Source organism: Arthrobacter sp. Leaf69, from assembly GCF_001422645.1.
GTDB lineage: Bacteria > Actinomycetota > Actinomycetes > Actinomycetales > Micrococcaceae > Arthrobacter.
In genome coordinates this window covers 378,925-391,616 of record NZ_LMLR01000011.1, presented here as the reverse complement: position 1 = coordinate 391,616, position 12,692 = coordinate 378,925, and the positions used below count along the sequence as shown (strand labels likewise).

Below are 12,692 nucleotides of genomic sequence, written 5' to 3'. Positions count from 1 at the left end.
TTGCCGCGGAAGAAGTGGTTGAAGCCCACCTCGTACAGGGTCGCGGCCCCGGCGTAGGTGGAGATGTGCCCGCCGACGCCGATATCGGCCCGCTGCGCCCGGTGCACCATGACCGCGGCGTTCCACCGCAGCCACGCCCGGTACTTCCGCTCGATCTCCTCGTCCCCGGGGAACTCGGCCTCCTGGTCCACCGGGATGGTGTTGACGTAGTCCGTGGTGGTGACCATCGGAACACCCACGGACTGCGCGCCGGCCCGCTGAAGCAGGCTGCGCATTATGTACTGGGCACGCTCGGTGCCCTGATCCTGAATCAACGCATCCAGGGACTCCAGCCACTCGGCGGTCTCTTCCGGATCACGATCAGGCAGCTGGTTAGTCAACCCGCTGAGGATATGGGAGGTCTCTTCTCCTGCAGCCACGTCCAACCTCTCTTTGAGCGCATTCATCGGCGCCCTCAGCTCCGGCAGGGTATCTGCTTGGCGTGAACGCGACGTGTGCGACGTATCGGTTACAACTGCCCGGTCATGTGCGCCGGGCTAGGTCCAATCACGACCATGCCCGCCTTCGTCAGCGGGGCGTCCGCCCTCGCGGGCGTAGTCGTCATCAGCCACTCTAGCTCTGACAGCTCGGGGATGCGTAGCTGTCGCATGGGGGTCCCGTCGCATTTGACCGGCATACTGGTTGTGTGACGACGTGCCGCCTTGCGGTGCCCGGATCGCCGTGTGTGACGCAGAATATGGCGGATCGCGGGGCCAACAGCTTGAAGCGCAGGCGCAAAGGGTGTTGGCTTGGAGTAATGGAAATCACTAGAGCTATTGAAAACACCAAGCATAGGAGCAACACGTGAGCGAGGCCGACGCCGCCACTTCGGTAAATGTGGCGGAAAAACTGGGTTTCAAAACCGGGGACCTGATTCAGGAATTCGGTTATGACGACGACGTCGACTTCGATTTGCGCGACGACATCGAGGATCTCACCGGCTCGGAACTCTTCGATGAAGACGACCACGAAGTCGTCGATGCCGTCATTTTCTGGTGGCGGTCCGGAGACGGAGACCTCGTGGACACCCTCGTCGACTCGCTGACCACACTGACCGAGGGCGGCGTCGTCTGGGTGCTGACCCCGAAGTCCGGCCGGGTTGGCTATGTCTCACCGGCCGATATCCAGGATGCTGCGCCCACCGCGGGCCTGCACTACACCACGTCTGCCGGCGTCTCCAAGGACTGGAGCGCCACCCGTCTGGTCACCCGGAAGAACAAGTGACCCCAGCGGGAGCGGTTGGCATCCTGGGGGGCCAGCCGGTTGAAACACGGGCCGTGCCCGCCCTCGGCGAGGCCGCTCCCGACTTCGAACTGCTCAACCAGTTCGGCGAACCCGTGAGGCTCTCGGAGCTCCGGGGCCAGAACGTCGTCGTCGTGTTCTTCCCGTTCGCCTTCTCCGGCATCTGCACGGGGGAACTCTGCGAAATCCGGGACAACCTGACGCTGTTCGAGGACGCCGACGCCGTCGTGCTGGGGATCTCGGTGGACAGCAAGTTCGCCCAGCGTGCGTACGCGGAGAAGGAAGGCTATGCCTTCGATCTGCTGGCCGACTTCTGGCCGCATGGAGCCGTGGCCGAGCAATACGGGGTGTTCGACCCCGCCACCGGGATGGCAAAGCGTGGAACCTTCATCATCGACGCCGCCGGAATCGTGCGCTACCTGGTGGTGAACCCCCGCGGCCAGGCCCGGGACTTCACCGAGTACCGCACCGCCCTGGCGGGACTCGGCAGGAACTGAGACGGTGAGGACGCGGCGGCCTGGGACCGGCATGACTGGGTTTGCCAGCCTGCCCCCGGTGCCCGCCGGCGAACCCGCCCGTGACGAACTCGAAGTCCTGCAGGACATCCACGGCATCCTGGCGGGGGAACGCTTCGCGCTGCTGACCGGAGCCGGCCTGAGCACGGATTCCGGCATCCCGGACTACCGCGGACCGGGCGCCCCGCCGCGGGCACCCATGACCTACCAGGAATTCATCGGCGCAGCCGACAACCGGCGCCGCTACTGGGCGCGCAACCACATCGGCTGGTCCCACCTGCGCCGTGCCGACCCCAACGACGGCCACACCGCCGTCGCCCGGCTGGAACACCGCGGCCTGCTCACCGGGCTCATCACCCAGAACGTGGACCGGCTGCATGAGGACGCCGGCAGCATCAACGTCGTGGACCTGCACGGCCGGTTTGACCAGGTGGTCTGCCTCTCCTGTCACCGCCGGTACAGCCGGACGCTGCTGGCCGGCGTCCTGGAAGAACTCAACCCGGGCTTTCTGGACCGGGCGCTGGCCGCCGGCGTCGTCGAAATGGCTCCGGACGCCGACGCCACCGTGGAGGACGCCGCCCTGATCGAGAGTTTCGTCGTCGCGCACTGCCCGGCCTGCGGCGGCACGCTCAAACCCGATTTTGTCTACTTTGGCGAAAACGTCCCCAAAGACCGGGTGGAACGTTCGTACGCCATGGTGGATGAGGCCGGAGCGCTGCTGGTGGCAGGTTCCTCGCTGACAGTCATGAGCGGCCTGCGGTTTGCCCGGCACGCGGCCAAACACGGAAAACCGGTGGTGATCATCAACCGCGGCCAGACCCGCGGGGACGAACTCGCCACCATCAAGCTCGACGCCGGCGTCAGCGAGGCGCTCACCTGGCTCGCAGCCGAGCTACCGCCACTTAATAAATAGCCTGCGGTATCCGTCCTCGGGCTATTTGACACTACGCGGTGAATATCGCCAGCGACGGATTATTCCACCCGGAGGGCCTCGCTGTGCCAGCTGAATATCAGTGGCGAATTTCGGGTTTCGCGGTCCGACAAATCGCCCGGTCTGACACAATCTTGTGATGTCGTTCATGGCGATGGGAGGATCATCGGTTTCGCATTCGCTGGGCCGGCCGTCGACCCGGAAGCGCGCGAAGTGCCGCGGGAACTTCAGGTGTACAACCTGTACGTTACTGCAGCCCATCACGGAACGGGTGCAGGCCAGGCGCTCCTCGATGCCGTGATAGGTGCCCGGCCGGCCATGCTGTGGGTTGCGAAGGCCAACCCCCGCGCTGTGGCGTTCTATCGACGCAACGGATTCGAGTTTGATGGCACCGAACAGCGCGATGCGGCTGCCCCGACAATCACTGACGCCCGCATGGTCCGATAAGCCCCCTTCAGATGTGGCAGCAGGCGCAGGCGCAGGCTCAGGCGTGGAAACCGACTATGGGCCGCCGGGACGCTGGGCTCGATTGGCGCACAGCACGGTTCGTCCGGTACAGTAACTGTTCGTTGGTTGAAGCGCGGAAGCGTGGAAACAGCGGTTTGGGTCTTTAGCTCAGCTGGTAGAGCGCCACGTTTACACCGTGGATGTCATCGGTTCGATCCCGGTAGGACCCACCAAGGATAAACCCCGTCAGTGCTGGCCGCAGAGCCGCACGGCGGGGTTTTTTGTGTGCCCGGCAGGCCTTCCCGGGGCGCGGACGCGGCGCGGGTAATAACGTCAGACCCTCGCCCTACCGTGGCTGGCATGGAACACGTCATGGTGAAATCGGATCCGGATGGAAGACCCCGCGCGGTGGTGCGCGGCGGCCGCGAATGGCTTGTCGGCGCGGAGCCGGTCCGCTGGTTCGAGCGGGTGAGCTGGTGGGAGGCCGAGCGTCGGATGCCCAAGGGATTGAGCCGCGTCGACGTCGAGGTCTGGCGGATCCAGGCGAGGCTGGGCCGCAACCCGGGTTCCGCCCTCACGACGATGGAAATTATCCGTGACGGACTGGGCGGCGGCTGGCGGCTCCGGGAGGCCATCGCGGACGCGGCGTAAGGGTGGCAGCGCGGGCGGCGAGGCCCGGAGGCGCCGGAGGAATGGAAAAGCCTTCCACCGCGACTATTGGGGGATGCCGCGGTGGAAGGCTTGGTATGAATATACCGTGAATATTTGGAAATGAAAAACACGCGGCGGCGATTCTGACCAGCGAAAATGCCTATTCGATGGCGTAATTGACGGCCATGCGACGGCGTAGATTCGACCGCTCAGTCATGGCAGGCGGGGTCCACTGCGGACTGGCCCGGGTCCGACACATGCCGCATCGCCCCGGGGCCGCGACCTAGGATGTCTTCATGAACGCCACGAGTACCCGCCGGATTGCCCGGGTCCGCCCCCACGCTCCCATGTCGGAAGCCGAGCACTTCTTTGTCGCCAACAATGCCGCGGACTTCGACGGCGAAGCAGGCAGAGTGTGGACGGTGATCACCTCGCCTTTCCCGGACTCCCCGGCGAATGCCGGCAGCGTGCCCCGCGAGGGCTGGGAAAACGGCGCCACGGTGGCCGAGGGTTCCTTCACCTTCCTGGCACCCAGTACCCCTGCCAATGTCCTGGGCATGGCACATAACACCGGCCGCGCAGGCCGCGAACTGCCGCCCCAGGCCTTCCACAAGGCCGCAACCAGCGTGGTGGGTCCGGGGGACGCCATAGAACTCCGCCCGGGCGTGGGCCACGTCGACCCGGAAGCGGAACTCACGATCGTGGTCGGGCGCAAGGCCCGGGGGCTGACCCTGGACACTGCATTGACCGCTGTTCTCGGGTTCACGATCGGAAACGACGTTTCGGCCAGGGACCTGCAGAAGGCGGACGAGCTGTGGATCAGCGCCAAGAGCCAGGACACGTTCACTCCGGCGGGGCCGTGGATCGTCACGGGACTTGATGCCTCCGACCTGGCCATCCGGATTACGCACAACGGCACCGAGCTTAGGCCGGCCAGCTCCGCTGATCTCGGCTGGGGAGTCGAGGAAATCCTGGTCTACGTGACCTCCTTTATGACACTTCACCCCGGCGACCTGGTGCTCACGGGATTCCCCGCCGAGTGCGCACGCCTCGTGCCCGGCGACACCGTCACCTGCCGTGTCGAGGGGATCGGGGAGCTCACGAACCCGGTCGTGGCCGTGGCATGATGTCGGGTGCCGCGCGGGCGTTGCCGGCCTGACCGGGCCCCGCAACCGCACGCGACGACGGCCACCAGTGTGAGCGCTTTGCGGTCCCTGACATTATGATGGTTACTGTTCAGCTGAATGAACAGCATCCGAATGCTCCTGCGACTCCCGCGCGATACCTGAAGGAGAATCATGGCCGATTCCCGAGTTCCCCGAACCTCCGATGGACTGGGGAGCGCGTCGCCGGCGCCGGCCGTCACCCGCGCCGCCGCGGTGCTTGAAGCCCTGGCAGCCTCTGCGACCGGACGCCTCACACTGAGTGATCTTTCGCGGGAACTGGGAATTCCGAAATCCTCAACATCGAACCTCATGCTGGCACTCGAAGAGGCCCGGCTCATCAATCGTCAAGGTGCCGAGTTCACCCTGGGACGCAAATTGGTCGAGCTCGGCGCGGCCTACCTCAGCCGCCTCGATGAGGTCCAGGAGTTCTACCGGTTTTGCGAACAGGCTCCCACCTTGTCCGGCGAAACCGTCCGAATCGCCATGCTGGACGGTAGCAATGTCATCTACCTGGCCCGCTATGAGGGCCATCCCGCGGTGCGCCTCACGTCCAACATCGGCGACAAAATGCCTGTGTCCCTCTGCGCCGTAGGCAAGGCGCTGCTAGCGCGGCTGCACGACCACGATATTGCCGAGATGTTCCCGGACGATGCCGAACTGCCGGTCCTGACGCCAAAATCGCTGCGAACCGGCGCCGAACTCAAAGCCCAGCTCGAGGTCATCCGGGAACAGGGCTACGCGTTCGAGGATGAGGAATCCACGACCGGAGTCGTCTGTCTGGCCGTGTCTGTTCCCACGCGCGGTGCACACGGACCCAGCCTGGGGTTGTCGGTCACTGCGCTGAAGGCCACCTATTCGGAAGAGCAGGGCGCGCTGATGGTCAAGGAACTGAAGGAGCTGGCCCGGTCCCTGGGCAATCCGATGGGGTAAGGCCGGCCACCTGATCCGCCAGCGGGTCGTTGACGAAAATAAATCCGATTACACATTGGCTACGTGACCACCATGTTGTACGCTGTTCAACATGGTGATCACCCCCTCGGGGGTTGTTCCTATCCCACCAGGCCAACGGGGGTCTGGAGTGTTCTTGAGGGAGTGCTTGTGACAACTAGTACCAATACACCGCGTGCTGAAGCGGACGGCGCCGTCGTCGATCCGGATCAGCTGCGAAGGGCAACTCTTGCCAGCTCCGTGGGCTCGGCTCTGGAGTACTACGACTTCTACATTTATGGCCTGGCTTCGGCCCTGATCTTCGGCCCGCTGTTCTTCAAGCCGCTCGGCGAAGACGGCGCCCTGATCGCCTCGTTCGCCACGTATGGCGTCGGTTTCGCGGCCCGGCCCTTCGGCGGAATGATCTTCGGCTACATCGGCGACAGGTTCGGCCGCAAGATGGTCCTCATCCTCACGATCGGCCTGATGGGTACGGCCAGTTTCGCCATCGGCCTGCTGCCCACTTTTGAGCAGGCCGGAATGGTGGGCGCCGTACTCCTGGTCACCCTGCGCATCCTTCAGGGCCTGGGCGCCGGCGCGGAGCAGGCCGGGGCCACCACGCTGATTTCCGAAGTCGCACCGCGCCACCGTCGGGGCTTCTTTGCTGCGCTCCCGTTCGTCGGCATCCAGCTGGGCACCCTGCTGGGCGCCGGGACGTTTGCCCTGATTGCCATGTCGGATAAGGCAACCCTGGAGGGCTGGCTGTGGCGGCTTCCGTTCCTGTCCAGCGTGATCCTGATTGCGCTTGCCATCTTCATCCGGCTGCGGCTGAAGGAAACGCCCGTCTTCCAGGAACTCGAGAAGCACAAGAATGTGGCCAAGAACCCCCTCGGCCAGCTGTGGAAGCACTCCAAGAAAAACACCCTGATCGGGATTGGCCTGCGGATGGGCGAGAACGGCAACTCCTCGATCTACTCCGCGCTGCTGATCGCTTTCCTGGCGGCAAAGGACGGAGTCTTCCCCGGCGACAAGTTCATCGGACCGGTGGGCCTGCTCATTGCCGCTGCCTTCGCCGCCGTCATGGTGGTGACGTTCGGCGCGTTGTCGGACAGGTTCGGCCGGGTTCCGGTTTACCGTTACGGCGCGCTCTTCCAGGCCCTCATCGCGCTGCCGGCGTTCTATCTGGTGAGCCTGGGCAATGTGACGCTTGTCTGGATTGTCATGGTGGTGGGCATTGCCCTCGGCGTTCAGTCCATGCTCGGTCCGCAGTGCCCGCTGCTGCCTGAGCTGTTTGGTTCGCGGTACCGGTTCACCGGCGTGGCCATGAGCCGCGAACTCTCTGCCGTGATGGCCGGCGGGCTGGTTCCGCTGGTGGGTGCCGCCCTCCTGGCGGTCACGGATCACTCCTGGCTGGTGCTCGCCATCTATTCGCTGGTGCTTGCCCTGATCTCATTTGTCACGACGTTCTTCACCCCCGAGACGGTGGGACGCGACCTCCTCCTGACGGAGGACGCCAGCTAGCCGCAATTGGTTCGTTGCCCGCTGCGGCGGGCCCAAGGCCGTGGCCCCTCCGCAGAGGAGGGGCCACGGCCTTCCTGCGTCCCGGGGGTGCGTCATGGGGAAGTGCTGGCGACGCGCGGAATACCTGGCGACGCGCGACTACCGCGGCGTCAGGCAAGCTGCGAGTCGCGGGCCACGTAGCGCGCCGCGGGGAGCGTGCCGCGTCGCCACGCCCGGCGCGCCAGGCAAGCTGCGAGTCGCGGGCCACGTAGCGCGCCGCGGGGAGCGTGCCGCGTCGCCACGCACGCCGCGCCGGGCAAGCTGCGAGTCGCACGCTGAACCACAAAGGGCGGCCCCTCCGTTTCCGGAGGGGCCGCCCTGAAATGTGCTGAGGAATCCGCAGAGTCGGGTGCGGGACCTGATAACGGGCCTAGTAGAAGTGGACCGTGTCCACAACGTGGGGGAGCTCGCCGCCGTCGAGGAACGTCCGCAGGTTGCTGCAGAAGCGTTCGGCGATCAGCCGGTTCTCTGCGGCGCTGAGGGCTGAGGTGTGCGGGGACACCATCACCTTGGGGTGGTTCCACAGCGGGCTGTCCTGGGGGAGCGGCTCCACGGCAAACACGTCGAGGCACGCATAGGACACCTGGCCGTTACCGAGCGCCTCCAGCAGCGCGTCCTCGTCCACCACGATGCCGCGGCCCACGTTCACAAAGACCGTTCCAGGTTTCATGGCGGCGAAGACGTCGCGGCTGAAGAGTTTCTCGGTGGACGGCGTACCGGGAAGGGTGTTCACGACGGCGTCCGCCGTGGCCAGCAGGCCGGCGAGCCCCGCGTTGTCCGTGACATCCTGTATGCCGTCGAGGGGTTCGATCGTCCTCTTGGTGCCGCTGACGGTCATGCCGAGCGCGCGGGCGATCCGTGCAGTCTCAAGACCGATCTCACCCAGCCCGGTGACCACGAGGTGTGAGCCGTTGACCAGACGGGTGGGAGTCCGCAGTTCCGGCCAATTCCTGGCCGCCTGGTCCTGTGCCAGCTCCGCGCTGCGCTTGAACCCGTTGAGGATTCCGAGGGCGGCGAACTCGGCGAGCGGCAGCGCGTGCACGCCGGCCGAGGTGGTCACCTTGAACTTCTGCAGCGTCCCGGCGTCCAGCCCGGATGCCTTCACGGCACCGCCGGCCCCGGCCGCCATGGCGTGGATCCACTCCAGGCGGGCATTGCTGCCGGCGATCCTGGCGAGGCCAGCGGGGCTTTCGTTGGGGAAGCCGTACAGCACTTGGGCCTTGTTGAGCATGTCCCAGTAGCGCTCTTCCTGCTCCGGCGTCCGGCGGAACCCGGGATCGCCCGAGTGGTCGGCGGGAAAGCGCTCCGGCGGCAGGACGTCCGGTTCGTAGAGGACGGTAACGGAAGGATCTACGGCGCGGATGCGCTCCACAAGCTCAGCTTCGAGCGGGACGGCGATCGCGACGGTGGTTTGAGTCGTCATAGTGTTCATCATACTGAATGGCGGCTAGGATATTGAACAGATTACTGAAATTCACAGAAGCGTCACAACGAAGAGACCAGTCACAACGAAGTGGGGCAGCATGGATAAACACCGTAAGGAAGCGGGCTTTGTGGGCCTGGGCCTGATGGGGGCGCCAATGGCGGCAAACCTCCTGAAAGCAGGCTGGACCGTCAGCGGCTGGAACCGTTCGACGTCGGCGCTGGAGGCGTTCGAGTCCCTCGGCGGCGCACGCGTCGCCGCAGTGGAAGACCTCCGCGACGCGCCCGTCATCATTTTTATGCTCCCGGACCTTTCCTACATCGAAGACGCCGCCGCGGCCCTCCTTGCCGCCTGGTCCGTGAAACGCCCGGCCGCCGGAACCTTCGTGGTGGTCATGAGCAGCGTTTCGCCGGCCGCGGTGCAGGAGTTCGGCGCCCGGGTGGCCCGGGCGAGCGGGGGGAACGCCGTCGTCGTCGACGCTCCCGTCAGCGGCGGCACCAAAGGCGCCGTGGAAGGGACCCTGGCCATCATGGCGGGCGCGAGCGAAGAGGACTTCCAGAGTCTCCTTCCGCTGTTCAGCGCCATGGGCAGCACCGTCCGGCGGCTGGGGCCCCTGGGATCCGGATCGCTCGCCAAGGCCTGCAACCAGCTCATTGTAGGAACCACGACGGCGGCGCTCGCCGAGGCCGCGGAACTCGCCGAACGCTCCGGTATGGACGTCGATGCCCTGTACGGCGTGCTCGGGGGCGGCCTGGCCGGCAGCAGGGTCCTTGAGGTCGTGGGACCGCGGCTTGCCGCTAAGGAGTACGAGCCGACCGGCCCGGCCAAGTTCATGCACAAGGACCTGTCCTTTGTGCTCGAAAGCGCCGCTACGGTCGGTGCCGCGGTGCCGATGGCCTCCGCCGGCGTCGGACTCTACGCGGAACTGTTGCGCCAGGGGCAGGGAGACCGGGACCTGGCCGTCGTCAGGCAGACGATCTCCAATCTCAGCGACGTCGCCAGCGGCGACTGAGCAGTCAACACAGCCGCCAACACCCAGTAAGGATCAGCAAACCAATGAGTGGACTTTTTGACCTGACCGGCCGGACCGCGCTGGTCACCGGCTCCAGCCGGGGGATCGGCAACGCCCTGGCCCGGGCACTGGCGGACGCCGGGGCCACGGTGGTGCTCAACGGCATCAACGCCGAACGGCTGAAGGCCGCCGAAACCGCCATGGCCGCGGAGTACCCGCCAGGCCGGATCCACAGCTGCGCCTTCGACGTCACCAGCGACCTTGAGGCGGCCCGGGGCGTCGCCTGGGTCGAGGAGAACGTGGGTCCGCTGGAAATTCTGGTCAACAACGCCGGCATCCAGCACCGCGTGCCTATGCTGGAGCTGGACGTCGCCGACTGGGAGCGGGTGATTTCCACCGACCTGACCAGCGCCTTCCTGGTGGGGCGGGAGGCGGCGCGGCACATGATTCCGCGCGGCCGCGGCAAGATCATCAACATCTGCTCGGTCCAGACGGACCTCGCCCGGCCCACCATTGCCCCCTATATTGCGGCCAAGGGCGGACTCCGGAACCTCACCCGGGCGATGACGGCCGAGTGGGCCGGCGCGGGCCTGCAGATCAACGGCATCGCACCGGGCTACATCCACACCGAAATGACGCAGAACCTCGTGGACGACGAGCAGTTCAACGCCTGGATCCTGGGCCGGACGCCGGCGCACCGTTGGGGGACCGTGCAGGACCTGGCCGGTCCGGCGGTCTGGCTCGCGTCCGACGGCTCGAATTTCGTCAACGGCCAGACGATCTTCATCGACGGCGGCATGACGGTGGTGGTCTGATGGGCGCCGTTCTGACGGGCACCGTGACGGCACTGCCGGCCACCGCGGCCGCCGTCGTGGCCCACGCTGCCGGCGACCTCCGGATCGAGGACATCCCGGTCCCCGCACCGAAGCCTGACGAAGCGGTCATCGAGGTGGCCTTCGGCGGCATCTGCGGCTCCGACCTGCATTACTGGCTGCACGGGGCCGCGGGCGAGTCCGTCCTCAAAGCGCCGATGATCCTCGGGCACGAAATTGTCGGAACGGTCCTCCTGGCGGCCGGCGACGGGAGCGGTCCGGCGGCCGGCAGCCGGGTCGCCGTGCACCCCGCGACGCCGGGACCGGGTGCCGCGCCGTATCCGGAAGACCGTCCCAACCTTTCACCGGGCTGCACCTACCTCGGCAGCGCCGCGCGCTTCCCGCATACCGACGGCGCGTTCAGCCGCTACGCCGCCCTGCCCGCCCGGATGCTCCGCACCCTGCCGGCCGGCCTTGAGCTCAGGACAGCCGCGCTGGTGGAACCTGCCAGCGTCGCCTGGCATGCCGTCTCGCGCGCCGGGGACGTGACCGGCAAGACCGCCCTTGTGATCGGCAGCGGTCCCATCGGCGCACTGGCCGTGGCTGTCCTCAAACGCGCGGGTGCGCGGCGGATCGTGGCCGTGGACATGCACACCCGGCCGCTGGAAATAGCCAGTGCGGTGGGCGCCGACGAGGTCCTCAAGGGCGACGACGCAGCGTCCATCGAGGCCGTCGCGGCGGACATTGTCATTGAATCCTCCGGCAGCCACCACGGCCTGGCCTCCGCGATAAAGGGAGCTGTGCGCGGCGGCAAAGTGGTGATGGTGGGGCTCCTGCCCTCCGGGCCGCAGCCGGTCCTGATCTCCCTGGCCATTACCCGCGAGCTGGAGCTGCTGGGTTCCTTCCGCTTCAACGACGAAATCGATGACGTCATTGATGCGCTCGCCGACGGATCGCTGCTGGTGGATCCGGTGGTCACCCACACCTTCGCGCTGGACAACGCACTGGAAGCGTTCGACGTTGCCAGGAACGCGGCGGTTTCCGGGAAAGTGCTGCTCGATTTCGCGCCGGAAGCGAAGGGCTGAACAGTGGCTGCGGGTCCGTGCGGCGGGCGCCGCAGTACAGCTAGGGCCGTGTGACCGGGACGAAGACCCGCGGCTGGTCCTTCCATTCAGGTTCCATCTCCGCGATGGTCTGCCGCATGATCCGGTCCGAGGCCTCCCGGGCGCCGGCCGGGTTTCCGGCGGCAATCGCCTCGGCCACGTCCACGTGCCACTGCAGCGCCGTGTCGCGCGGGCGGTCCGGCATCAGGCCGTGCACGGTGCGCCCGGTCAGCGTCTCCGCCACCTGGCCCACCATGTTGGCGAACATTTCGTTCCCGGACCCGGTCAGGAGCAGGGAGTGGAAGTGGATGTCCAGCTCCAGGAACCTCGGCACGTCACCGGCCCGGCCGGCGTCGCGCATCGCGTGCGAGACCTCCACAAGCTCGCGGCGGATCTCTTCCGGGGCGTTGGTGGCGGCCAGCTCGGCAGCCACGGGTTCGACGGCGGTGCGCAGCTCGGCGAGGGAGCGCAGCTGTGCGCCGCGGCCTTCGCCGGCGAGGCGCCAGCGGATCACCTGGGAATCGAAGGGGTTCCAGCGGTTGGCCGGCAGCACGCGGATGCCCACGCGCTTGGTCGTTTCGACCAGGCCGAGCGACTGCAGGACGCGCACGGCCTCGCGCACCACCGAACGGGAAACCTGGAGTTCTTCTTCGAGGTGCTCGGCCAGCATGATGTGGCCGGCCGGGAGCTCGCCCGCGACGATGCGGGTGCCGAGGTGCTCAATGGCGCGGTGGTGGAGGCTGGTTGACATAGTCGTAAGCATAGTGCGGCGGACGCTGTTCCAGCCGACGTTTCGGCACGGACGGGCGCGGACGGCGCCGGAAATCATAGACTGTTTGTGACGCGCCATATTCCGCCACGTGG

At 66.4% G+C, this 12,692-nt stretch carries 13 protein-coding genes, 1 tRNA gene and 1 pseudogene; 12 read left to right on the top strand and 3 right to left on the bottom strand.

From position 1 onward, the window contains the following. Positions 1–446: pseudogene (locus tag ASE96_RS11300) on the bottom strand (pyruvate dehydrogenase (acetyl-transferring), homodimeric type); the annotation flags it as partial. 397 nt (positions 447–843) lie between these two features. On the opposite strand from ASE96_RS11300, the gene ASE96_RS11295 reads away from it, so the two are divergent. From ASE96_RS11295 to ASE96_RS11255, 9 genes are all read left to right on the top strand, one after another. Next, positions 844–1,263, top strand: coding sequence for a DUF3052 domain-containing protein (locus ASE96_RS11295; protein ID WP_056429961.1), 420 nt, complete (start codon positions 844–846; stop codon positions 1,261–1,263). Between the two features lie 53 nt (positions 1,264–1,316). Further along, entirely contained in the window at positions 1,317–1,778 is a 462-nt protein-coding gene (locus tag ASE96_RS11290; RefSeq protein ID WP_235500215.1) for a peroxiredoxin, read from the top strand. 31 nt (positions 1,779–1,809) lie between these two features. Beyond that, the gene (locus ASE96_RS11285; RefSeq protein WP_056429957.1) at positions 1,810–2,709 is read left to right on the top strand and encodes an NAD-dependent protein deacetylase; all 900 of its coding nucleotides are present in this window, start codon (positions 1,810–1,812) and stop codon (positions 2,707–2,709) included. 42 nt (positions 2,710–2,751) lie between these two features. Beyond that, positions 2,752–3,174 carry a GNAT family N-acetyltransferase gene (locus ASE96_RS18840; RefSeq protein WP_082492692.1) on the top strand — a complete coding sequence of 141 codons (423 nt, stop codon included), beginning with the start codon at positions 2,752–2,754 and terminating at the stop codon, positions 3,172–3,174. Between the two features lie 157 nt (positions 3,175–3,331). Continuing rightward, positions 3,332–3,407 (top strand) — tRNA-Val (locus ASE96_RS11275). 127 nt (positions 3,408–3,534) lie between these two features. Continuing rightward, the gene (locus ASE96_RS11270; protein ID WP_056429951.1) at positions 3,535–3,825 is read left to right on the top strand and encodes a hypothetical protein; all 291 of its coding nucleotides are present in this window, start codon (positions 3,535–3,537) and stop codon (positions 3,823–3,825) included. Between the two features lie 296 nt (positions 3,826–4,121). Next, positions 4,122–4,952: a fumarylacetoacetate hydrolase family protein gene (locus tag ASE96_RS11265; RefSeq protein ID WP_056429948.1), complete on the top strand. Its 831-nt coding sequence runs from the start codon at positions 4,122–4,124 to the stop codon at positions 4,950–4,952. A 171-nt stretch (positions 4,953–5,123) separates the two neighbouring features. Beyond that, a complete protein-coding gene (locus ASE96_RS11260) occupies positions 5,124–5,921 on the top strand; it encodes an IclR family transcriptional regulator (RefSeq protein WP_056429945.1) in 798 nt (265 codons plus the stop codon). A 168-nt stretch (positions 5,922–6,089) separates the two neighbouring features. Beyond that, positions 6,090–7,439: an MFS transporter gene (locus ASE96_RS11255; RefSeq protein ID WP_156367570.1), complete on the top strand. Its 1,350-nt coding sequence runs from the start codon at positions 6,090–6,092 to the stop codon at positions 7,437–7,439. Between the two features lie 409 nt (positions 7,440–7,848). Here ASE96_RS11255 and ASE96_RS11250 read toward each other — a convergent pair whose 3' ends face one another. Next, a complete protein-coding gene (locus ASE96_RS11250; protein WP_056429938.1) occupies positions 7,849–8,913 on the bottom strand; it encodes a D-2-hydroxyacid dehydrogenase in 1,065 nt (354 codons plus the stop codon). Positions 8,914–9,001: 88 nt separating this feature from the next. On the opposite strand from ASE96_RS11250, the gene ASE96_RS11245 reads away from it, so the two are divergent. Genes ASE96_RS11245 through ASE96_RS11235 form a run of 3 tightly spaced genes read left to right on the top strand, consistent with a single transcriptional unit; the run spans position 9,002 to position 11,810 of the window. Next, complete coding sequence (locus tag ASE96_RS11245; protein ID WP_056429934.1) at positions 9,002–9,913, top strand: NAD(P)-dependent oxidoreductase; 912 nt, start codon at positions 9,002–9,004, stop codon at positions 9,911–9,913. Positions 9,914–9,957: 44 nt separating this feature from the next. Then, positions 9,958–10,728: an SDR family oxidoreductase gene (locus tag ASE96_RS11240; protein WP_056429932.1), complete on the top strand. Its 771-nt coding sequence runs from the start codon at positions 9,958–9,960 to the stop codon at positions 10,726–10,728. Then, positions 10,728–11,810: an L-idonate 5-dehydrogenase gene (locus tag ASE96_RS11235; protein ID WP_056429929.1), complete on the top strand. Its 1,083-nt coding sequence runs from the start codon at positions 10,728–10,730 to the stop codon at positions 11,808–11,810. Before ASE96_RS11240 ends, ASE96_RS11235 begins: the two co-directional genes overlap by 1 nt. A 40-nt stretch (positions 11,811–11,850) precedes the next feature. On the opposite strand, the gene ASE96_RS11230 is transcribed toward ASE96_RS11235, so the two are convergent. Then, positions 11,851–12,579 carry a FadR/GntR family transcriptional regulator gene (locus ASE96_RS11230; protein ID WP_056429927.1) on the bottom strand — a complete coding sequence of 243 codons (729 nt, stop codon included), beginning with the start codon at positions 12,577–12,579 and terminating at the stop codon, positions 11,851–11,853. Positions 12,580–12,692 lie beyond the last annotated feature (113 nt).